At 59.7% G+C, this 20,296-nt stretch carries 19 protein-coding genes; 7 read left to right on the forward strand and 12 right to left on the reverse strand.

Annotation, left to right across the window (positions count from 1 at the left end; genetic code table 11):
• Nucleotides 1-12 precede the first annotated feature (12 nt).
• The 3 genes from J2X24_RS21095 to J2X24_RS21105 are packed head-to-tail and all read right to left on the reverse strand — an operon-like array spanning nt 13 to nt 3,421.
• Complete coding sequence (locus J2X24_RS21095; RefSeq protein ID WP_310005241.1) at nt 13-1,284, reverse strand: O-antigen ligase family protein; 1,272 nt, start codon at nt 1,282-1,284, stop codon at nt 13-15.
• A complete protein-coding gene (locus J2X24_RS21100) occupies nt 1,254-1,967 on the reverse strand; it encodes a P-loop NTPase family protein (RefSeq protein ID WP_209725864.1) in 714 nt (237 codons plus the stop codon). Before J2X24_RS21100 ends, J2X24_RS21095 begins: the two co-directional genes overlap by 31 nt.
• On the reverse strand, nt 1,967-3,421 hold the full coding sequence (locus J2X24_RS21105; protein WP_245345012.1) for a GumC family protein: 1,455 nt from the start codon (nt 3,419-3,421) through the stop codon (nt 1,967-1,969). The genes J2X24_RS21100 and J2X24_RS21105 overlap by 1 nt, the downstream gene beginning before the upstream one ends.
• 196 nt (nt 3,422-3,617) lie before the next feature.
• Between J2X24_RS21105 and J2X24_RS21110 the strand changes: the two genes are divergently transcribed.
• The gene (locus J2X24_RS21110) at nt 3,618-4,325 is read left to right on the forward strand and encodes a polysaccharide biosynthesis/export family protein (protein ID WP_209725866.1); all 708 of its coding nucleotides are present in this window, start codon (nt 3,618-3,620) and stop codon (nt 4,323-4,325) included.
• On the opposite strand, the gene J2X24_RS21115 is transcribed toward J2X24_RS21110, so the two are convergent.
• Together J2X24_RS21115 and J2X24_RS21120 are read right to left on the reverse strand one after the other, a co-directional pair.
• The gene (locus J2X24_RS21115) at nt 4,322-4,690 is read right to left on the reverse strand and encodes a GxxExxY protein (protein WP_209725868.1); all 369 of its coding nucleotides are present in this window, start codon (nt 4,688-4,690) and stop codon (nt 4,322-4,324) included. The two genes, J2X24_RS21110 and J2X24_RS21115, sit on opposite strands and share 4 nt — an antisense overlap.
• A 95-nt stretch (nt 4,691-4,785) precedes the next feature.
• Nucleotides 4,786-5,067: a sel1 repeat family protein gene (locus tag J2X24_RS21120; protein ID WP_209725870.1), complete on the reverse strand. Its 282-nt coding sequence runs from the start codon at nt 5,065-5,067 to the stop codon at nt 4,786-4,788.
• Nucleotides 5,068-5,538: 471 nt separating this feature from the next.
• On the opposite strand from J2X24_RS21120, the gene J2X24_RS21125 reads away from it, so the two are divergent.
• The 3 genes from J2X24_RS21125 (at nt 5,539) to J2X24_RS21135 (ending at nt 8,692) form a co-directional block, all read left to right on the forward strand.
• A complete protein-coding gene (locus J2X24_RS21125) occupies nt 5,539-6,651 on the forward strand; it encodes an RcnB family protein (protein ID WP_209725872.1) in 1,113 nt (370 codons plus the stop codon).
• Nucleotides 6,652-6,927: 276 nt separating this feature from the next.
• A complete protein-coding gene (locus J2X24_RS21130) occupies nt 6,928-7,539 on the forward strand; it encodes a hypothetical protein (protein ID WP_209725874.1) in 612 nt (203 codons plus the stop codon).
• A gap of 109 nt (nt 7,540-7,648) precedes the next feature.
• On the forward strand, nt 7,649-8,692 hold the full coding sequence (locus J2X24_RS21135; RefSeq protein ID WP_209725876.1) for a glycoside hydrolase family 43 protein: 1,044 nt from the start codon (nt 7,649-7,651) through the stop codon (nt 8,690-8,692).
• Between the two features lie 98 nt (nt 8,693-8,790).
• On the opposite strand, the gene J2X24_RS21140 is transcribed toward J2X24_RS21135, so the two are convergent.
• Both J2X24_RS21140 and J2X24_RS21145 read right to left on the reverse strand, forming a co-directional pair.
• Complete coding sequence (locus J2X24_RS21140) at nt 8,791-10,119, reverse strand: ABC transporter permease (protein WP_209725878.1); 1,329 nt, start codon at nt 10,117-10,119, stop codon at nt 8,791-8,793.
• Nucleotides 10,112-11,038, reverse strand: coding sequence for an ABC transporter ATP-binding protein (locus J2X24_RS21145; RefSeq protein ID WP_209725880.1), 927 nt, complete (start codon nt 11,036-11,038; stop codon nt 10,112-10,114). Before J2X24_RS21145 ends, J2X24_RS21140 begins: the two co-directional genes overlap by 8 nt.
• Nucleotides 11,039-11,400: 362 nt before the next feature.
• Between J2X24_RS21145 and J2X24_RS21150 the strand changes: the two genes are divergently transcribed.
• Nucleotides 11,401-11,604 carry a hypothetical protein gene (locus tag J2X24_RS21150; protein ID WP_209725882.1) on the forward strand — a complete coding sequence of 68 codons (204 nt, stop codon included), beginning with the start codon at nt 11,401-11,403 and terminating at the stop codon, nt 11,602-11,604.
• A 266-nt stretch (nt 11,605-11,870) separates the two neighbouring features.
• Nucleotides 11,871-12,251 carry a hypothetical protein gene (locus J2X24_RS21155; RefSeq protein WP_209725884.1) on the forward strand — a complete coding sequence of 127 codons (381 nt, stop codon included), beginning with the start codon at nt 11,871-11,873 and terminating at the stop codon, nt 12,249-12,251.
• A 132-nt stretch (nt 12,252-12,383) separates the two neighbouring features.
• Here the strand turns inward: J2X24_RS21155 and gatB are convergent, their stop codons facing one another.
• The 3 genes from gatB to J2X24_RS21170 form a co-directional block, all read right to left on the reverse strand.
• Nucleotides 12,384-13,877, reverse strand: a complete 1,494-nt coding sequence (gatB, locus tag J2X24_RS21160; protein ID WP_209725886.1) for an Asp-tRNA(Asn)/Glu-tRNA(Gln) amidotransferase subunit GatB — start codon at nt 13,875-13,877, stop codon at nt 12,384-12,386.
• A gap of 65 nt (nt 13,878-13,942) precedes the next feature.
• The gene (locus tag J2X24_RS21165) at nt 13,943-15,640 is read right to left on the reverse strand and encodes an AIPR family protein (protein ID WP_209725889.1); all 1,698 of its coding nucleotides are present in this window, start codon (nt 15,638-15,640) and stop codon (nt 13,943-13,945) included.
• A 153-nt stretch (nt 15,641-15,793) separates the two neighbouring features.
• The gene (locus J2X24_RS21170) at nt 15,794-16,024 is read right to left on the reverse strand and encodes a hypothetical protein (RefSeq protein ID WP_209725890.1); all 231 of its coding nucleotides are present in this window, start codon (nt 16,022-16,024) and stop codon (nt 15,794-15,796) included.
• Nucleotides 16,025-16,455: 431 nt separating this feature from the next.
• Between J2X24_RS21170 and J2X24_RS21175 the strand changes: the two genes are divergently transcribed.
• Complete coding sequence (locus J2X24_RS21175; protein WP_209725892.1) at nt 16,456-17,667, forward strand: ricin-type beta-trefoil lectin domain protein; 1,212 nt, start codon at nt 16,456-16,458, stop codon at nt 17,665-17,667.
• Between the two features lie 5 nt (nt 17,668-17,672).
• Here the strand turns inward: J2X24_RS21175 and J2X24_RS21180 are convergent, their stop codons facing one another.
• The gene (locus J2X24_RS21180) at nt 17,673-19,595 is read right to left on the reverse strand and encodes a putative bifunctional diguanylate cyclase/phosphodiesterase (protein WP_209725894.1); all 1,923 of its coding nucleotides are present in this window, start codon (nt 19,593-19,595) and stop codon (nt 17,673-17,675) included.
• A 139-nt stretch (nt 19,596-19,734) separates the two neighbouring features.
• Nucleotides 19,735-20,157, reverse strand: a complete 423-nt coding sequence (locus J2X24_RS21185; protein WP_209725896.1) for a RidA family protein — start codon at nt 20,155-20,157, stop codon at nt 19,735-19,737.
• Between the last annotated feature and the right edge of the window lie 139 nt (nt 20,158-20,296).

Raw genomic sequence — 20,296 nt, forward strand, 5'->3', positions numbered from 1 at the left:
CCAAACGTAACGTCAACCTTGGGTACTGTCCTTGTCTCCTGGCAATGAGAGTTTGACCAAAACCATCACGAACAGTGCCCAGCGCAGGTCGTTCCAGCCCAGCGCCATGCTTTCGGTGATGCTCGACAGGCTGTAGATGGCCAGCATGGGCAGGGCAAAATAGCCTGAGTCTCCCCGCCATGTCCGCCACAGGCCTTTCGCCCAGGCTTCGGCGAAGACGCAGGCCCACAGGACAAGCCCCACCCTGCCCAGGCCCAGCCAGACCTCGAACCAGCACGAGTGGGCGTGATAGGCCCTGAACCCCGCGACCTGGGTGATCTTGGCCAGCGGCGCATAGGCGCTCTCGTCCGTCCACACGACACCATAGCCGTAGCCCAGCAGGGGCCGCGCCCGGATCACGCGCTCTATGCCGTCCCAGATGAAGGTGCGCCCCGTGAGCGTCGGATCCTTGCCCAGCAAAAGGAATATCTTTTCCGGCGCGAACCACATGAATCCCGCCAGGCACAAAAGCACCGTCACCGCCAGCCAGGTCAGGAGGATGCCCAGCACGGGCCCGCGTTGGGTGAGATAGACGAAGACGATGCCCGCCCCGCCCAGCATCAGCGACACCAGCGCGGTCTTCGACTGCGACATGATCACCAGAAAGACCATGGCCGCGGCGATCCCCAACCAGAAGACGCGCCGCGACGGATTGTGCATCGACGCGGCCACCGAGGCACAAAAGCCGATGGCCATGATGGCGCCGAGATTGTTCTTTTCCAGCCAGACGCCGCGCCACGCCCCTGGAAACAGCTCCTGCATCCGGCCCATCTGCGGCACGAACACGGCCAGGAAATAGGACGCCGCCATGGCGATGGTGAAGGTGATGGCCAGGACTTCCGACAGGCGCTTCCAACTGAAGCGCGCGGCGATCGCATAGCCGCACAGGACGGTGACCAGCATGGCGACGCAGCGCCGGATGGTGCCCGACGGGTCGATCGACCACAATACCGAAACGCAGCACAGCGCCAGCAGCGTCATGAGCGTCGCCGTCCGCCAGGTGGCGTCGAGCAGCGGCCGCCAGCAGATGGCGCACAGGACAAAACCCAACAGGTAGAACGGGTAATAGAAATTGCGGATCAGCATCCCGGCTTCGGTATTGCCGGTCGTGTAGCCAAACAGGGGCGCCTGCCAGGCCTGGGAAAAGACGAGCAGGACGGCGACGGCGCAGAACAGCGACAACCAGTTGCCGCGCCAGTCGTCTATGAAACTCTTCACGACGCCCTTGCGCGGCTTGCCGGCCACGGCGGCGTCCAGCCCTTTTGGGGTCTGGCGCGGTTATAGACGATGCCCAGCACCTTGCCGCCGGCCTGTTCAAGATCGGCCTTGAGCGCCAGGCGGCTTTGCGTATCGCCCTCGCCTTCGCTGACCACCATGATCACGCCATCCATCAACCCGGCCAGTTGCAGGGCGTGCACCGAACGGTCCGCCGCCGGCGCATCGACGACGACGGTTCCGGCATGGCTCTTCAGCGCCGTCCAGTAGCCGGTCTGCTCGAACAGCTTGACCCTCTGGCCGGGCGCAAGCTTCTCGGCGCAGAAGCGCGTCACCCACAGGCGCTTGTCGAGGAAGGGCTGGGCCACCAGAAAGCGGTCGTCGCCGAGCGGCAGGCCCTGCGCATCGCGCGACGGCGGGACCAGGGTAAAAAAGGCCGATCCATCGGGCGACGCCTGGCTTAAAGGCCCCGGCGGCCCGAACCGTCCGGGCTCGCGGACCAGCGCGTCCATCTGCGACTGTTCGCGCAGGTCGGCGTCGATCAGCCAGACCGGCTTGGCGGCAAAGGCCGCCTCACAACGGGCATATTCGCGCGCGACCGTCGATACGCCTTCGCCGGACAGGGCCGACACGAACATCAGCGCGCGGCCCCGCCCCGCCGGCCGTCCCAGCGCCGACATCAGCTCAGCCATTTCGCGGGTCAGGTCGATCATCAGGCGGTCTTGTTCTCGGCGCGCGCCAGCACCGGCAGGCCCAAAGATCGCCCGGCCATGTCGGCATCGACAAAGCCCCGGCGCGTCACCGCGCGCAGCAGGCCGGCGCACAGGGCAGTGAAGGCGGCGAACAGGAAGGCCATGATCATGACGATGCGTTTCAGGCTCTTGGGCTTGTCGGGCAGGGACGCCATTTCGACGACGCGCACGGCTTCGTCGCTGTTCTTGGTCATCTGGCGCTGGGCTTCATTTTCCTGGATGCGTTGGGTAAAGTTGCGGATATTGGTCTGCAGCGCGTCGCGCTCGCTCGACAGGGTGGTGAAGCGCGCCTCGATGCCCGTCAGTTCCTGCATCTTGCGCGTCGCTTCGTCGGCCTGCGCCTGCAACTGGGCGGCGCGCGCCGACAGCGAGGCGGTTTCGGCGTCGAGGTTGAGGCGCTGGGTGACCAGGTCCTGGTAGATCGGGTTGACGCCGATGCGGTGATCCTTCTCGCCGACGCCGGCGCCCGACTTCATCAGGGCCTGCAGCGAGGCGATCTGCTGGTCGATGTCGCGGATCGGCTGCGATTCGGGCAGGTAGCGCGCCAGCATCTCCTGCCGCTGCTGCTGGAGCGCCAAAATGCGTGTCGGCACCGACAGGTCGAGATTGCGCTCGACGCTCATTTCGGGGCTCAGGCGTTTCAGGTTGGCGCTGACCTCGGCCAGCTTGGCGCGGTTGGTCGCCATCTGAGAGCGCGTGGCATAAAGGTCGCCGACCACCTGGTCGTAGATCTTGGACCAGGTCGCCTTTGCGGTGGCGAAATCGCCGACGCCGTGCTGGGTCAGAAAGTTCTGATAGGCCATGTCGGTATCGGCCAGCTTCTGGTCGAAGTCGGCCTTCTGTTTCTGCAAGGCCGGGCCGATGGTGTCCGGATAGACCTCAAGCCGGTAGACCTGGTACTCGTCAATGATCGCATTGAGGATCAGCGCCGCCGACATGGCGTCGGAATGCTTGAACAGCAGGCGGACGACGTTGTTGTCGGGCGCGGTCTGGGCTTCGAAGCCGCCCTGCAGGACCTTGAGCGCCGCGGCATCGGCGGCGCGGACCTGGGCGTCGCCCTTGGGCGTCCACATTTCCGGCGCCTCCGGCAGGACGGTGCGGTAGCCGACCTTGGCGATGACACGCTTTTTCAGTTCGTTGGAATTGAGGATTTCGACTTCGGACTGGACGACCTGGTCGATATCAGCGATGGCGCCGCGCGCCGCGTCGCCGGCCAGGGGGTCGTAGACATAGTCCTTGCTGACCTGCATCAAGAGGCTGGCGTTGGCGGTATAGGTCGACGGCATGGAAAAGGCGACGGCCAACCCCAGGCCTAACAGGACGATGAAAACAAGCAGCATCAGCCATACCTCGCGCCTCAGGCGCGGGAGGATATCGGCCGGTTCAAGCCGCAGCTGTCGCTTTACGCTCGCCATACGCTTCCTTGGGCCCTCCTCTCTTTTGTGAGATGCAGTGAGTCTGGGGCCTTGCCAATCGCTTCACCGTCGTTTCCGGCGGCATCGTTAACCTTATCTTGGCCGCGATTAATGAATCTTTACCACTTTACCGGTTTAGCATTCCGACCAAGCAATTTTGCTTTTCCGATCGAACAACTGGGATTAGCTTCCCGCCATGCTGACGCGCCGCACCCTTATGTCCTTCGTGACCGCCATGGCCTTGGCGCCGGCGGTGGCGCGCGCCGCTCAGCGCCAAGCCGAGGCGCCGTTGATCGAATTTTCGGAGTGGCAGGACGACGAGCCGCTCTATCTCTTCTTTCCCGGCGACAAGCTGGAGGTCAGCGTGACCTCGGCGCCGGAACTCAATCGCCAGACCCAGGTCGGCGCTGACGGGCGCATCACCCTGCCCCAGATCGGCCAGGTGATGGCGGCCTACAAGTCCGTACCGCAGCTTCAGGAAGAGATTTCGGGACGATACGCGCGGGTGCTACGCTATCCGGAGGTGACGGTGTTTCCGGGCGACACGGCGCCGACGCGCGTCCTGGTCGGCGGCGAGGTACGCACGCCCGGCTGGGTCGAAATCCAGGGCGACATGGACGCCCTGCAGGCCATCATGGCCGCGGGCGGTTTCCTGCCGTCGGCAAGGTCGAAGAAGGTGGTGATTATCCGGCGCGGCCATGATGGCCGGGCCATGCGCCGCACGATCGACCTGAAGTCGATCCTGTCCGGCGAGCGCAGCCAGATGACGGCGCTGCGCCGTTTCGATATCCTGTTCGTGCCGCGCAGCAGCATCGCCGAAGCCGGCCTGTTCGTCGACCAATGGGTCAACCAGCTGATTCCGGGCGGAATCCTGAACTATTTTATGTACCGCACGTTTAACTAGTTTTCCCGCGACATCGTGAGCTTTAACCACGGACAGACGACGAGCCCCAGCCTAAGTCCGGTCGCGCGCAGATAATTCAAGAGCTGCGCCTTGTGCTCCTGTACGATCGAAGGCGAAGCCTTCAATTCCAGTATGATCTTATCAAAGCAGACAAAGTCGGGCTTGTACGCCTGATCAAGACGCTCGCCCTTGTAGCTCAGGTTCAATGGCCTGTGCGCGGCATATGGAATCTTGGCTCTGTTAAATTCACGGGCCAGGCATTCCTGGTACACGGCTTCGAGAAAACCAGTCCCCATCTCACGATCGACTTCAAAGATCGCGCCTCGAATACGGAAGACTTCGTCTTCGTATAGCAGGTCCGCCATCTTCAGTGCCTTTCCGTGTCAACATTCGCGTCAGCGAATGTCTTTCCGTGACTTCCGTGGTCAAATCAACAGAAGCCGCACATTGGACCCTGGAATTAGGCAGCTAACCCGATACGGCCCGCGTCGATCCACTGGCGGGCGGCCTTCTGCGCTTCGGCGATGTCTTCGCGGTCCATTTCACGCGACAGTTCACGGCGATAGACGCTGGCTTCCATCGAGCCACGCATGGCCGCCAGGTTGAACATCATGTGCGCCGAGATCATGTCCAAAGGCGCGCCGCCCTGGCCGGTCGAGTACATCATGCCCAGACGGAAAAGCTCGTCGCCCGACATATCAGGGGTCGGCAGGGGAAGGGTCGTGACTTCAGTCGTATTCATCGTTTTGATGCCGCGCTGTTCTGGCGCGTCTCCACAAGAGTTGATAACGACGATTTCAACACCCGCTCGTGAAATTAAAGTTAATATCAAAATTTACGCTGAATTTTTTATGTAAACGACGAATTAATATTAAAAATCATGTTAACCAGTCCACCTATGTTCGTTATTTGTCTATAAATTTATAAGTATAATTTACTTATCAAACATCAATAATTTGGTTATTACACACACAACCCCTTCCAATCCAATTAAAACTGTCGTTAACAGTTCAGTTGAATCACTCCCGACATCAGCAGACCACCTGAAATCAACGCTTGTTTAACCGCCGAAAACCGGCCGCAATCCGTTCAGGTTCGGTTCACATCGAAAGAGTCATAAAAGTCCTCAAGACGATAATGGTTATCGCCCAGCGTCCCAGGTACGCGTATAACCGGCAAAAACCGGTGACCTGGCTGGACAATGAGGAAACCTATGAACGCTAAAAAGGCTAAACTGGCCGTGCCCGGACTGGCAGCCATCCTTTTGATGAGCCTGGCCGTCCCCCCATCCTACAGCTTCGCGCAGGAACGCGAACGCCGGCCGCATGGTGGACAGGGCTCCCCCCGACGCAGCGACAACACCGCACGATCCCAGCCATCGCAACCAGCGCAGCCCTCGCAGCCCAGTTCCAGCGGCAATTCCGGCGGACGGTGGAGCGGCGGCGACCGACCGTCGCGTGGCTCGGACTCAGGTAACCGCCCCTCGCGGGGCGACAATAGTGGCGGAAGCCGTGGCGGCTGGCAGGGCAATCGCGACGGCGGAGGCGGAGGTCGTGGCGGCGATAGTGGCGGCGGCTGGCGTGGCAATCGCGGCAACGACAATACTCCGCCGGTGGTTACGCCTGCGCCAGGCGGCAATACAGGCGCCAACAACAGCGGAGGCCGCGACCGCAACAATGACGGCCGTCCCGATGGTGGCTGGCGCGGCAATCGCGGCGACAACGACAACCGTGGCAATACTGGCGGCCGCGGAAACAATTATGGTGGCCGCGATCGTGACAATGACGGGCGCCCCGACGGTCGGCCCAATGGCGGCTGGCAAGGCAACCGCGGCGACAATGATGGCCGCGGGAACAATGACGGCCGTGGCAACAACGGCGGACGCGGCGACAACGACCGTGACCGGCGCGACAACGATGGCCGCCGCGACTATGACCGGGACCGGCGCGACAATGACGGCCGCCGCGGCAACGACGGCTGGAACCGCGACCGTGATCGCGGCGGCTGGAGTGGCGGCAACCGGGGCGGACGCCGCTTCGATTACCGCAACGACAATCGCTGGCGTTCGTACACCGGCATCCGCCTGGGCTTCTACTTCTTCCCGGGCCGTGGCTATTACCGCGTGCCGGACAGCTATTACAACTACCGCTGGGCGCGCGGCGAGGTCCTGCCGAGCTACTTCTACAGCTACCGCATCTATGACTGGGATCTCTATGGCCTTCCCGCCCCACCCTATGGCTGCGGATGGTTCTTCGTCGGCCAGGATGCCGTCCTGATCGACCTGAGGTCCGGCGAGATACTCGACATCATTTACGATGTCTGGTGATTGCCAAGCCCTTTAACACCCTTAAGCCCCGGCGTTACCAGCGCCGGGGCTTTTCTTTACCCGGATTTTGTCTCGTCCGCCGTGATGCGGCTTAACTCTTTATCCGCGACCGAACAGACTGCGACCACTCCTGCTGGCAAAGGCGGGCGGTGTAGAGTCCCGGCTGGCAAGCCGCCATCACGGGCAGATTGTGAGTTTTTCTTTTGTCGCGCAGCCCTCCCCTTGGGCGCCAATGTTCGCTGCGGCGTCCCGACTGCGCATAATAGAGGTAAGATCATGTTCAAGACCAAACTGATGACGGCCGCTGCCGTACTGACCCTGACCACCGGCTTTGCCGGCCTGGCCCACGCGCAAACCAGCACCAACAGCCTCGGCACCGCCGACCAGTCGGCGCCGCCGGCCGGCCAGGTCGTTGACGGCACCGCGCCGGGTACGGCGACGACGGCCGAAACCGATACCTCCGCCGCCGCCGAACCGGCCCAGGCGAATACCGGCATTACCTCGGTGGCCTCCGCCGATGAGCCGATGGCACCGGTGCGCAGCAAGGCGGAAAACAACCGCATGAGCCGCAAGGCCGAAAACAAGCTTACAGCCGAGTTGAACCAGCAACAGCTGCAAGGCCTGCCGTCGAGCAGCCTGGCCGCCTCGAGCGATACGGGCCTGCGCACGACCGACAACAGCTCGGTCGCCGCCGGCTCGGTCTCTTCGCCAACGCCGTCGACGGCTACGGGCGATACGGTCGCGCCGACCGACGATTCGACCATGCCGCCTTCGCAGACTGAAACCCCGACCCTGCCGAACAGCACGGTCGACTCGGTCCCCGAAGAAGGCAAGCCCGGTACGAACTCCAATCCGACCGACGCCGCCGACAAGCCGGAAGTCCAGTAGCTTCCAGCTTAGCGAGCCGAAAAGCCTCCCGCGCCCTGCGGGAGGCTTTTTTGTTGTAGCGGATCACGTCATCGATGTCATAGCATGGCGCTTTCTTCTTAGGTGTACCATGCTGCGCCCTGCCCTGACTGCCCTCCTGATCATCCTTGCGGCGGCGCCCGCCCAGGCCGCCAACCCCGCCTTGGAGGGCTGGTACGCCGATCCGGAAATCCGCATCTTCGCCGGCAAGTACTGGATTTATCCTACCTATTCCGATCATTCCGGCACGCCCCGCGCTTCGAAGTCACTGACCGCCGGCCAGAAATGGCAGCGGACCCAGGACATCTATCCGCCCTTCCTGCCCCAGACCTTTCTCGACGCCTTCTCAAGCGACGATCTCGTTCACTGGCGGCGCCACGATTTCGTACTGGATGTGAAGGACGTGTCGTGGGCGGCCTATGCCGTTTGGGCGCCGTCGGCCATCGCACATAACGGCAAGTACTATCTTTTCTTCGGCGCCAACGACATCAAGACCAACAACCAGTTGGGCGGTATCGGCGTGGCGGTCAGCGACACACCCGGCGGCCCGTTTAAAGATGCGTTGGGCCGGCCCTTGATCGGGCAGATCCACAACGGCGCCCAGCCGATCGATCAGATGGTCTTCAAGGACGACGACGGCGAAATCTACATGTATTACGGCGGCTGGAAGCACGCCAATGTCGTGCGCCTGGCGCCCGACCTGCTCAACGTCGTCCCGTTTCCCGACGGCGAAACCTATAAGGAAATCACGCCCGACCCGGCCTATGTCGAAGGCTCCTTTATGGTCAAGCGCAAGGGCATCTACTACTTCATGTGGTCGGAAGGCGAATGGACGGGGCCTGATTACAAGGTCGCCTACGCCATGAGCCCGTCACCATTCGGCCCGTTCAAGCGGATCGGTACAATCCTGGAGCAGGATACGCATATCGCCCGGGGCGCCGGCCATCACTCGGTCGTCAACATCCCCGGCACCGACGACTGGTACATCGCCTATCATCGCCGCCCACTTGGAACCGACAACGGCAACCACCGCGAAGTCGCGATCGAACACCTCTATTTCAACGCCGACGGCACGATCAAGCCGGTGGTGATGACAAAGGAAGGCGTCGCACCGAGGCCGTTCCCCCGGCACTAGATTGTTATGATTTCGTTTGAAGCATCGACTTTCTTCTGCCTCCCCAAATCTAATGGATTTGGGGAGGCAGAAAAACCATTACCGCTTCCGAATGAAATCTAGACCTCGCGCTTGCCCAGCCCCAGCAGGTTGCCCCACGACAGCTTGGCGCCCGACAGCGCACCGTGGCGGAAGGCGCGGCGGCCCATATTGATCATGAACAACCCGACGACGCCCATGCCGGCCAGCGTCGCGGCGATTTCCCACCACGGCAGGGGCTGGCTCAAGCGCAGCGGCATCAGGAAGGGCGTGAACAGCGGAAACCACGACATGTATTTCAGCATGGGCAGGTCCGGCGAGGTAAAGGCGACCTGCATCGTCATCATCGGAATCATCAGCACAATGGTCACTGGCCCGATGATCGCCTGGGCATCCTTCTGCGTCTCACAGAAGGCGCCGACGGCCGCGAAGAAGACACCGAACATCAGGTAGCCGCCACAGAAATAGGCCAGCAGCAGGGCGATGTGCGCCGGCGAGAACAAGCCAGTCAGCACCGCCTGGACCTCCTTCGCCGTTTCCGGCGGCATGACGCTGAACCCGTAGTAACTCAGTGTCGTCGCCGTCGCTGCCCACAGCGCCGCCACCGTCAGCATGACGCCGGCCACGCCCAGCACCTTGCCCAGCAGAATCGATTCGGCCGACGCCGACGACAACAGGACCTCGAGCACCTTGCTCGACTTTTCCTCGATGACCGAACCCAGCAGGATCATCGACGACGAAAAGATCGAAATCCAGGTGATGTAGCTGAAGGCAATACCGATGAACTTTCCGCCATTGTCACGGAAACCTTCGGCGAAACCATCCCGTTTGGGCTCGGCGGCGCTTTGCGGCGTCAGGCTGACCAATCCAGCGCGCGATTCGCGCATGTCATGCGCCAGCTTCGGATCGATGCCGTTCATCCGCGCCAGCTTGTAATATTGCAGGCCGTGCAGGTCCCATTGCAGCATGTCCTGAACGCTGCCCTTGCGGGCGCTGACCGACCAGATGCGGAAATCGAGCTTCCCACCATTGTCGGTGGCGATCATGACGGTGTCGGCGCGGCCCGACGCCAGGACCTGAGGCATCTTCGCTTCGGCTTCGGCAAGCGAGGTGACACCGTTCAGTTCCGGCGGCGTGGCGACCAGCTTGAGGCCGCCACTGTCGAACATGCCGCGGTCCTTGCCCTTAGGCGCGCGGGCGCGGATGAGGCTTTCCATGTCGCTGCGGATATTGTCGCCGCTCAGGTCGAGCACGGCCACGGTCTGCACCGGCTCGGACTGGCGCATCATCATCGGAATGAAGATGCTGGCGGCGAAGATGGTCGGCAGGGTGAACAGCGACAGCCAGAAGCCGACCGTGCGGACAAAGGCCAGGTATTCGCGCCGGGCGATCAGGAATGTCTTAGACATGGCTGCCTCCGGTCAAGACGATAAAGGCGTCGTGCAGGCTGGGTTCGCGCGCTTCGAAGCGGGTGATGTCGAGCCCTTTCTGGAAGGCGGCCTTCAGCGCCGCGTGGGGACTGGCCCCCGGTTCCAGTTCGCAGTGCCAGAGCGTGGCCCCCGCCTCGCCGGGTCCGGCGGCCTCGACGTGTTTGATACCAGGAAGCGCGCGGACATCCGCCTCCGTGACGTGACCTTCCAGCTCCAGCGACCGGGGCGCCGCCGCGCGCGCCTGTTTCAGCGTGCCGTCGAACACCTTGCGCCCCTTCGACAGCATGACGACGTCCTGGCACAGGCGCTCGGCGTGGGCCATGACGTGGGTGGAAAACAGCACCGTCCCACCGCGTTTGGCGATATCGCGGATGACGTCTTCCAGGCTTTGCTGGTTGACCGGATCCAGGCCCGAAAACGGCTCATCGAGGATGACCAGTTCGGGCTCGTGCACCAGGCATGAGATCAGTTGCACCTTTTGCGACATGCCCTTCGACAGGGCGCTGATCTTCTTGTTGATCGCGTCACCCAGGCCGTGCTGCGTCAGCATGTCCTTGCCGCGACGGCGCGCCACCGAAGCCTTGACGCCCTTCAGCCCCGCCAGAAAGACGATGACATCGATTGCGGTCATTTTCCGGTACAGGCCGCGTTCTTCCGGCAGGAAGCCGATGCGGTCGAGCATCTTTTCGCCTGATCCGCCGAGGACGGTGATCTTGCCGGCCGTCGGCGCCGACATGCCGAGAATCATCCGCACGCTGGACGTCTTGCCGGCGCCGTTCGGCCCCAGGAAACCGCAGATCGAACCTTTTCTGACGGAAAAGCTAAGGTCCCGTACGGCGTGAAAATCGCCATAGGCTTTCGAAACCCCTTCGAGCACGAGGGCCGCATCGCTGGACATGTACACTTCCCCCCTCAGCCGTCTGGTGGGGGCATCTTATCCGCCAACCCGCCCCAGGGGAATCGGAAAATAAGGCAAGGACGAAGCAAGCGATTAACGGGAAAACCGCGATTTGGCCGCGACGACAACACAAAACGGCCCCATTTCAGATAACACAGCTGTAGCGAATTGTATTAATAAGCAAAATTCAAATGTAAAAATGTAATTATGATTGTGCGATGCACCAAAAGCCGCCGCCTTTTGGCCTTCAAGCTTGTCGTTAATGGGAACGCGACTGCAGCGGTACATCTCCGGGCCGCTTAAGCCGCCAGTATCCCAGAGTATCCTGACTTATTCCTCCTCAACTCCATAGGGATTGCCAAATGAACAAGCGCTTTACCGAAATCGCCGTCACGGCCGCCGCTGTTGCTGCTATCGCAGCCGTTGCCGCCACGCCGGTTCTGTCTTCGGCTCTGGAAGACGCCAAGGCTCCGCAAACGGCTGAAGAGCTCGCCGTCGATGCGGGCGCCAGCGTCTCGGCTTCTGAATCGGTGTCGGCTTCTGCAGAGCCCGCCCCCGCCCAGTAAGCCTATCCAGACTGCCTGAAGCAAATGCCCCCGGACTTGCCTCCGGGGGCATTTGACTTATGCAAGTTTGCATGTGGTTTGTCCGGGGTTTTCCCCCGTGAGGCGTAAAGATCCGATGTGAAACGGCTTTCCAGCCACTTTTGCGCCCAGATCGGCGGCAGAATGGCCCACGCACCCAAAGCGATATGGCGAAAAGCGTGAAGCGGTTTTGCCTTAAATATCGCGACAAAGCAAAAACTTAGAATACCTCACGAAAGGATTTTGCCATGAAGCCCATCTTACCGATCGCCGCCGCTGCCGCTTTTGTATTTGCCGCTGCCGCCGCGCCTGTTCTGTCGCAGTCGACCACCGCCGAGACCGACGCTGAAATCTGCGTCGCCGCCGATACCCAGTCGTCCTGGGCCGCCGGCAATGCGTCTTCGCGCATCGCCCAGCCCAACAAGACGGTCGCTGACCAGCAGGCCTATTGCGCGGGCCTTAAGGCGGCCGCCGGCACGAATGCCGGCACAACCGCCACGACGGACAACCGTGGCTCGGTTGGCGACAATTCCGGCGCGACCGGCGCCAAGACGCCTGACGCGGCCGATACCGATACCGCCGCCGGCATGACCACGACGATGGACCCGAACGCCAAGCCGGGCGATTAAACCACGCTATCGTCCAACAAAAAGCCCCGCAGTCGCCTGCGGGGCTTTTTGTTTAATCCCCTCTCCCCGCTTGCGGGGAGAGGGTTAGGGTGAGGGGCATGCGTCGCCGCCGCAAGGGCGCTCTCTTACCGCTTAAACACCCAGCTTGCTCTTCAGCAGATCATTGACCGTCGCGGGATTGGCCTTGCCCTGGGTCGCCTTCATGACCTGGCCGACAAACCAGCCCAAGGCCTGCGGCTTGGCGGCCACTTCGGCAGCCTTGTCTGGATTGGCGGCGATAATCTCATCGACGGCCTTCTCGATAGCGCCCGTGTCAGTCACCTGCTTCAGGCCATGCTTCTCGACGATCTCGGCGGGGCTCAGTATGCCCTTCTCGTCCCACATATGCTCGAACACGGTCTTGGCGATCTTCGACGAGATGGTGCCGTTCTCGATCAGCTCGACCAGGCCCGAGATATGCTCGGGCGGAATCGGTGATTCATCGATCTCCTGGCCGTCCTTCGACAGGCGCGCCAGAAGTTCGTTGGTCACCCAGTTGGCGACGAGCTTGGCGTCACGGCCTTTCGCCGCCGCTTCATAATAGTCAGCGCGCGCCTGGTCGCTGATCAGCACCCCGGCGTCATAGGACGACAAACCGTAGGCGCTCTGGAAACGCGCCTTCTTGTCGTCGGGCAGTTCAACCAGGTGCTTACGGATATCCTCGATCCACGCCTCTTCGATCTCCAGCGGCAGCAGGTCGGGATCAGGGAAATAGCGATAGTCGTGCGCCTCTTCCTTGGAGCGCATGGAGCGCGTCTCAACCTTGACGGCGTCGAACAGGCGGGTCTCCTGCACGATCTTGCCGCCGTCCTCCAGAATCTCGATCTGGCGGCGCGCTTCGAACTCGATGGCCTGCTGCATGAAGCGGAACGAGTTGACGTTCTTGATCTCGCAGCGCGTGCCCAGAGGCTCGCCCGGACGGCGGACGCTGACGTTGCAGTCGGCGCGCATATTGCCCTTTTCCATGTCGCCGTCGCAGGTCCCCAGATAAACCAGGATGGTGCGCAGCTTCTTGAAATAGGCGACGGCCTCGTCGGACGAGCGAATGTCGGGCTTGGAGACGATCTCCATCAGCGCCGTGCCGGCGCGGTTCAGGTCGACATAGGTCGCATTGGGATCGAGGTCGTGGATCGACTTGCCGGCGTCCTGTTCCAAATGCAGGCGCTCGATGCGCACGACGATCGGGTCGGCGTCCTTGTCGGCCTCGACAAGCACCTCGCCCTCGCCCACGATGGGGTAGAAGAGCTGCGATATCTGATAGCCCTGCGGCAGGTCGGGATAGAAGTAGTTCTTGCGGTCGAAGCGCGAGAAGCGGTTGATGCGTGCTTTAAGGCCAAGTCCGGTCTTGACCGCCTGCTCGACGCAGAAACGGTTCAGCACGGGCAGCATGCCGGGCATGGCGGCATCGACGAGCGAGACCTGCTCGTTCGGCCCCGCGCCAAAGCCGACCTTGGCGCCGGAAAACAGCTTGGTGTTGGAAGCGACCTGGGCGTGGACTTCCAGCCCGATGATCAATTCCCACGGCCCGGTCCGGCCCTGGATAAATTTGGAAGGGTCGGCGGGGCGAATGTCGAGATCGTTTGTCATAGGGAGGGGTATAGCGGCGGCGGAGGCACGAGGAAAGGTCAAAACACTACCCAATACCACTACAATTACCCAACTTTCGAAGACTGAAATTTCTCGGCTATTTTTTCCATCAACTGTTTCCGCAAATCCGGCCCCTTAGCGAGCTGGTCACTAGAGCCCGAGGAACTCATTTCTTCATAGACTTTCCAGACTTCATCTGTTGCAGCTTCAACAGCGCTATCGTTAATATCAGTGACTTTAATGTTTGCAATATCATGCGCTTTAGGAGACGATTTGCCTGTTAACGCAGATGAAAGCCACAAGAGGACATAAAATCTCAGATTAGTACGGTCACGTGCTGTTAGCTCAGATCTATTCTTTAACACTCTATCAACTGTCCTAATCATAGTAGCAGCATATAGATACAAAGATATAGGATATGCCTCAGAAAAAACTTGAGAATAAACAGAATTCTCTTTAATAAGTGATGATGGCCTCGCTCTTGCGGTGTCAGGCTTTGACAATATCATAGACATAACGGCCTGAGCCATTAAAGGAATACTTATTATTTTGTCTGCCGGCTTTCCTTCATTTTTGTAAAAATTCTTTCTACGATCATAGAACAGGCCGGATACCTTCAAAGTCTCCTCTATATCCCGTTGTATTTTATCCGTAGCACGGAGTGTGGAAGGCTGTATTCCATTTTGACTATTTGTAGCCTTAATAATTTTATCTCTCGTTTCTTCATTTTCAGAAGAAACGATTTTCACCATAACATTTCTAGCGTCTTCCCCCTCTGCCCCTCCAAAATGACGAGCAATTTGTGTAGACGTCTGCAAACCATTTACGATCTGAGGGTTTTCAACAGTTATTAAATCACCATTTAGTGTGGCCCTGCTTGCCAGAATAGTTACGCCATTGTTCATCCACCAAAAATCAACAATCTTCTCATCTCGCAGAGTATTACCTATTTCATCGTTGACCGGCGTGCTGCCCTGAAAATCTCGAACATTTGACTCAAATAGCTGAGTCTTAACTTTACCATCCACACCTCTGAGAAATTTATTGTAATCTCCTAGTGAGGCTAAAATGATATACCCATTTTCGCCGCTCAAACTTTTCCGAACTTTTAGTTCATATGTAGTTTTTGGCCTACGCCTAGCGAGCTCCAATAGCTTTCTAGCTCCCAAAAACTCAACTTCGACATAAGCCTCAGGAAATAAAGCTAATCCTGCTTCCTTAAGTTCATTTGCCTTTAGCTGCAGATTATCGTGTATAGAAGAATCAGCCTTCTTAGATGCATAGTAATAACATATTTTCAACGTAGGAAATTTTGAAGCAAGCTTTCTATATATAGACCTAAAATTATCAACTGAATTTTTTACAGCAGAGTTATACTGAGGAAGAGCATCATAATCCGCATCCAACTTCAATAAATGTCTAGTTACAGATATAAGCTTATTTAAAGGAACCTCACTAAATCCTCCAGATGTTTTTGACTGGATGATGTGTAGTTCAATTTGGACATCTTTTTTAAAGGGAGAGGTATCAAAATCTTCGTATATTAGCTCACCATTGACAAACGCGTAGACAGAATCGACACCTCCGTCATGCTCCCCATCAACTATACCCGACTCTATCTCATCATATGAGAGGTCAAAATCCTTTAGGATTTGCTCTGCACAGAATATTTCGAAATAATCTTGGTCAGATACCTCCGGTACAAACTCTTGCCTTTGCTGAGCCAGAACATCATTTAATATCTGTTGAGAATTGTCGTTCATTGCGCACCCGCCTACGATTCGCCCTAGAGTGGAGACTATTCATATCTCGCGCCCATGCCAAGACAGATTTTGCATCCTCGTTTCTGGATAACCTTATCTAAGGGCGGCATACTTTTATACGCATTTTCAATAACTTATGCGCCAATTGTTTACTTAAGCCGCCTTCTCGTTCATTGCGTCGAGCAGCTTGAACACGGCGTCGTCGAGGCTCAGGTCGGCGTATTTGGCGCGCGTGAGGATGCATTCGACAAAGTCCGCGGCCCGCTGGGCGTTTTGCGGCGTCCAGAAGTCGGTGAAGCGCGAGAGAAGATCGGCCTTGGCCTCGGTCACCGACAGCTCACCGGCTATGAAACGCTCCAGTACACATCTGATCCAGTCCTGCATGGTCATGCCCTCGGATTATTTTGTTCACATTTTGTTCTTATTTTGAGTGAGAGTCAAGTAGGGGCTCCCTCCTCCCTGTTTGCGCAGCAAATGGGGAGGTGTCAGCGAGCGAAGCGAAGGTGACGGAGGGGGGCGACTCTGGCGGAAGGTCACCTGCAAAGTCCTGGGAATATTGGACTGCCTGCGCATTACCCCTCCACCGCCTATAGCGGCCCTCCTCCCCATCGCTACGCGACAGGGAGGAGATATGGAGCCCCTTCTCCCGCCCCAGAGAAAGCAATTTCGATCAAAAATAATCAATTTCAATCTGAAATCTCTTTTCTTTTGCGCGGTCGGGATTACAGATGAGAACAAGCCGTTTACAATAATTAATTTGTCTGACAATATGCATGAAACAGCCCAAAAAGGGCACATCTGCAGGGAACCCAACCATGTCCATCCGTCTTTCGGGCGTCGCCGCCGCCAGTGTCATCGCCCTCGCCTCAGCTTTCGGCGCCCATGCGCAAACCGCCGCCCAGCCGCCGGTCACACAACTGTCGATCGGCACCAAGTTCGTCGAAGGCTTCTGCCTCGATATCCGCCAGGCCGACGGCCAGGCCGTCATCAACAAGTGCAACGCACAAGCCTCCCAAGCCATCAATTACGACGAAAACACCGGCCAGATACTGCAGAACGGCAAGTGCGTCGCCGCCCCCACCAAGGGCCAGCCGCTGGCCTTGCGCGCCTGCGCCAACGGCAAGGATGAGTTGTGGACCTTCGAAGCCGACGGCACGCTGAAGACAGACACCGGCCTGTGCGCCGACGTGCTCAACTACCAACGCGATCCGGGTACGGCCGTCATCGCGTGGGACTGCACGGCGACCGACAACCAGAAATTCTTCCTGACCAATATCCGCAAAGCCGCCAGTTCGACCGCCGCGCCGCCGGAGGTCGCGGCCGCGCCGCTCAAGGGCCAGCCGGTCATTGCCTCCTACTTCGTCCATGGCCAGTGCCTGGCCGTGAAGGGTAATGGCGAGATCGAAACCGCCACGTGCGACCGCAAGGACGGGCAGACGCTCAACTTCGCGTCCGACAGCTCGGGCGCCATCGTCCAGGGCGGCAAGTGCCTGACCGCCAAGGAGAACGGCTCGGCCCTGGTCATGGCGGCCTGCGCCAAGACCCCGCAACAGGACTGGGCCTTCACCAGCGAAGGCACACTGCGCAACCGCGCAGGCTCTTGCGCCGACATCCTGAAATTCGATCCGCGCGCCGGTGCGCAGGTCATCGCCTGGGACTGTACGGCGACCGATAACCAGAAGTTCTACCCGGCGCTTGCCGTCCAGTCGGGCACGGCCAGCCTGGGGGCGCAACTGTCGGCCGCGCTGAAAACCGCCAATGTTACGACCCTGACCGTGCTGGCGGGCTATTCGCCGTTCAATGTCACAGCCTCGGCCGACGGCAAGCTGGGCGCCGACGACAAGGGCAATATCACCTCGACGACACACGACACGGTCGTTTTCGGCGGGGCGGGCGTCATGACCGTGAACTTCCCCAACGGCCTGGCCAGCGGCGAGATCAAGGCGCAGACCGGCAAGGTCAGCGTTTTGCCGACCGACTGGTCGTTCTTCTCGGGCGCAACCGCCGGTACGATGAAGCTGAAATAAGGAGACTAGGACTGAAGCCTGAGGATCGTCGGTTCCTCGGGCTCGGCCACCACGCCCAGATAGGCCCGTGTCGCCTCCCCGCTCATCGGCTTGGCGAAGTAATAGCCCTGCACGAAGGTCGCGCCGAGGCTGCTCAGCAGTTCGAGTTGCTCGCCGGTTTCCACGCCCTCGACGATGCAGGTCAGGCCCATGTCGGCGCATAGGGCGGTCAGCGACTTGACGATCTTGAAGCTGGCCGGATTGGTGCAGATATCGGTGACGAAGCTGCGGTCGATCTTCAGCTTGTCGAGCGGCAGGCTGTGCAGGTGGCTGAGCGACGAGAAACCGGTGCCGAAATCGTCGAGCGAAATACCGACGCCCAGGGCCTTGAAGGTGTCGACGGCGGCGCGCGCCGCTTCGGCGTCCTGCGACACGGCCGTTTCGGTGATTTCCAGGTCGATGCGGGCGGGCGCGACGCGGCTGCCGTTGATGGCCGCCAGGATCGAAATGACGCTTTCCGACGAGCTCAGGTCATAGGCCGACAGGTTGAACGACAGGCGCACCTCTTCCGGCCACAGCGCCGCTTCGGCCAATGCCTTGCGCAGCAGAGTGCGGGTCAGTGTGACGATCAGGCCGATGCGTTCGGCGGCCGGGATAAAGATGCCGGGCGACACGTGGCCGAGCGTCGGGCTATTCCAGCGCGCCAAGGCCTCCATGCCGACGACGCGCTGGCTGCCCAGTTCGACGATCGGCTGGAAGACGACTGACAGTTCGCGTTCGAAATCGGCGGCCTTCAGCGCCTGTTCGATGCTGCTGTCGTCGCGGATCTGGGCCTCGTGCTCGGCCGAGAACAGGACGGTGCCGCCGCGCTGGTGGCGTTTGGCGTAATATAGGGCGTAGTCGGCGCGTTCGAACAGCATGTCGGGCGTGCCGGCATTGTCGGGATAGAGGGCGAAGCCGATGGACGAGCCGATCTGGGCCTTCGCGGCGCCGATCTGGTACGGCAGGCGCAGGGTCGAAGCGATGCGGCGGCCGAGACTCTTCAGGCCATCCGTCGACACCTGACCCGTGACCAGGATGGCGAATTCGTCGCCGCCCAGGCGCGCCAGGCTGATGCCATCGCCGCAGATGCCCTGCAGGCGCTTGCCGACCTCGACCAGCAGGCGGTCGCCCGTGGCGTGACCATAGGTGTCGTTGACCGGCTTGAAGCCGTCCAGGTCGATAATGCCGACGGCCAGACGCGCTTCCTCGCCCCGGAAGAAGCCGGAATGGGCGCGCTGATGCAGGCTGGCCAGGGTGTCGAAGAACCAGCGGCGGTTGGGCAACTGGGTCAGTGTATCGAGATTGGCGATGCGGAAATTTTCGTCGGACAGCCGCCGCGTTTCGGTCTGCGACGCCACAAGCTTGGCGAAGTCACGGTTGTAAGTCAGCAGGACCACCACCATGGAAAACGACACGAGGGCGAGATTGGTCGCGAGCGCCCATAGAGTCTGTTCCGGCCGTGACAGAAAGTACGCGACAAACGGCACGTTGGCGATGAAAATGACCGACATGGCCGCGGCCCGCAAATGCATCAGGCAAACCGCGCCGCCGATGACATTCATGGAAATGAAAAACACCATCTGTCCACGGGCGTAAGGATCGCCATACTGGAAGAGGAATAGCCCCCAAAGCGTAAAGGACAGGGTCAGGAGCCCGCAGAGCTTTGTCGTAACGCGCATCAGGCGCACGACCTCCGCATCGCTGAACGTCTTGTTGCGGTTCCTGATAAACCAGACGGCGCGCACGACGCAGACGGCGCATATGGCCAGCGGCACCCAGACCGCTATCCACGCCGGCGCCTGTTGCGCGAACGTAAAAATGCCTGACAGGGTATTGGTAACGAGGATAAAGTACAGCAGCGGAATTTGCCGCGAAAAGGCGGCATACTGCGCGCGTACAAGCGTCATGTCCTCGGTATCAACCTTGAACAAATTCCAAAAACGCTGGAAGGCAGTAGGTAGCAAAGGGTTTTCCGCAGGCTTTGAGCGAATTCTATCGCAGGCCTGTCAGGCTAACCTTTTCCTCTGAATTTTTGGTTTAAACCGCTTACTTTTCCGGGACGTGCGCCCAAAACTCGATTTCCACCGTGGCGCCATAGGCCAGGCCGCTGACGCCTAAAGCCGTGCGGACCGGCAGGCGGCTGGGGTGGAAGTACGGCTTATAGAGGCGGTTGAAGTCGCTCCACTTCGACGCGTCGGTCAGCATGACCGTGGCCTTGAAGACGTGCTCCAGGCCTAAGCCGTAGCGCTTCAGGATTTCGGCCGTGTTGGTCATGATGTACTTGACTTCGTTGTCGAAGCCTTCGGCCAGCTTGCCGTTTTCATCGAGGCCGATCATGGCGGAGAGATAGAGGACGTTACCAACCTGGACCGCTTCGGAAAAGGGCGAACGCGGATGAGGGTGCAGGTAGTAGGTGATGCCTTCGGCGGGCATCGGCTTGATCTTGGGCAGGTCTTCGGTATTCGACATGGTCTTAAGTCCGGTGTGCTTGCGCTATGGCGCAGCTATTAAACCCGTTTGCGGCAAACGGAAAGACAGAGAATGGTGAGGAGCGCCGGTTCGCTTCAACAAAGCGAACCGGATGAAATCAGTACTAAATGTACTGATT

The organism is Asticcacaulis solisilvae, from assembly GCF_017875235.1.
GTDB lineage: Bacteria > Pseudomonadota > Alphaproteobacteria > Caulobacterales > Caulobacteraceae > Asticcacaulis > Asticcacaulis solisilvae_A.

Coding starts and splice junctions, on each gene's coding strand:
- J2X24_RS21180 (WP_209725894.1), bottom strand. CDS start 19,595: ATGACGCTTGTACGCGCGCAGTATGCCGCCTTTTCGCGGCAAATTCCG.
- J2X24_RS21145 (WP_209725880.1), bottom strand. CDS start 11,038: ATGTCCAGCGATGCGGCCCTCGTGCTCGAAGGGGTTTCGAAAGCCTAT.
- J2X24_RS21150 (WP_209725882.1), top strand. CDS start 11,401: ATGAACAAGCGCTTTACCGAAATCGCCGTCACGGCCGCCGCTGTTGCT.
- J2X24_RS21165 (WP_209725889.1), bottom strand. CDS start 15,640: ATGAACGACAATTCTCAACAGATATTAAATGATGTTCTGGCTCAGCAA.
- J2X24_RS21130 (WP_209725874.1), top strand. CDS start 6,928: ATGTTCAAGACCAAACTGATGACGGCCGCTGCCGTACTGACCCTGACC.
- J2X24_RS21155 (WP_209725884.1), top strand. CDS start 11,871: ATGAAGCCCATCTTACCGATCGCCGCCGCTGCCGCTTTTGTATTTGCC.
- J2X24_RS21135 (WP_209725876.1), top strand. CDS start 7,649: ATGCTGCGCCCTGCCCTGACTGCCCTCCTGATCATCCTTGCGGCGGCG.
- J2X24_RS21185 (WP_209725896.1), bottom strand. CDS start 20,157: ATGTCGAATACCGAAGACCTGCCCAAGATCAAGCCGATGCCCGCCGAA.
- J2X24_RS21105 (WP_245345012.1), bottom strand. CDS start 3,421: ATGGCGAGCGTAAAGCGACAGCTGCGGCTTGAACCGGCCGATATCCTC.
- J2X24_RS21110 (WP_209725866.1), top strand. CDS start 3,618: ATGCTGACGCGCCGCACCCTTATGTCCTTCGTGACCGCCATGGCCTTG.
- J2X24_RS21140 (WP_209725878.1), bottom strand. CDS start 10,119: ATGTCTAAGACATTCCTGATCGCCCGGCGCGAATACCTGGCCTTTGTC.
- J2X24_RS21125 (WP_209725872.1), top strand. CDS start 5,539: ATGAACGCTAAAAAGGCTAAACTGGCCGTGCCCGGACTGGCAGCCATC.
- J2X24_RS21120 (WP_209725870.1), bottom strand. CDS start 5,067: ATGAATACGACTGAAGTCACGACCCTTCCCCTGCCGACCCCTGATATG.
- J2X24_RS21175 (WP_209725892.1), top strand. CDS start 16,456: ATGTCCATCCGTCTTTCGGGCGTCGCCGCCGCCAGTGTCATCGCCCTC.
- J2X24_RS21170 (WP_209725890.1), bottom strand. CDS start 16,024: ATGCAGGACTGGATCAGATGTGTACTGGAGCGTTTCATAGCCGGTGAG.
- J2X24_RS21100 (WP_209725864.1), bottom strand. CDS start 1,967: ATGATCGACCTGACCCGCGAAATGGCTGAGCTGATGTCGGCGCTGGGA.
- J2X24_RS21115 (WP_209725868.1), bottom strand. CDS start 4,690: ATGGCGGACCTGCTATACGAAGACGAAGTCTTCCGTATTCGAGGCGCG.
- gatB (WP_209725886.1), bottom strand. CDS start 13,877: ATGACAAACGATCTCGACATTCGCCCCGCCGACCCTTCCAAATTTATC.